Here is a 235-nt window from a genome sequence, read left to right as displayed (position 1 = left end):
TTGCATGCAAGTGTTTTTGTAGGGGCCGATTTATCGCGCCCACAAAAAGAAACATTTGCGCATAGTGAAAACGCATGTTTCAAAAAATAACACATGATAAATGAGCTAAAATCAGCTTATTCATAAAAATATTTTATGGAGAGTTTGATCCTGGCTCAGGACGAACGCTGGCGGCATGCCTAACACATGCAAGTCGAACGGGGTTTAATTGAAAGTTTACTTTTAATTAAACTTA

1 rRNA gene is annotated in these 235 nt (G+C 37.4%); it reads left to right on the top strand.

Features of this window, described 5'->3' with window-relative positions:
* Positions 1 to 132 precede the first annotated feature (132 nt).
* Positions 133 to 235: ribosomal RNA gene (locus V6C27_15005) — 16S ribosomal RNA — on the top strand; the annotation flags it as partial.

This window comes from Peptococcaceae bacterium 1198_IL3148, from assembly GCA_036763105.1.
Taxonomy (GTDB): domain Bacteria; phylum Bacillota; class Desulfotomaculia; order Desulfotomaculales; family Desulfohalotomaculaceae; genus JBAIYS01.
The sequence above is the reverse complement of the archived record's forward strand: the minus strand, read 5'-3'. Positions and strand labels throughout refer to the sequence as shown.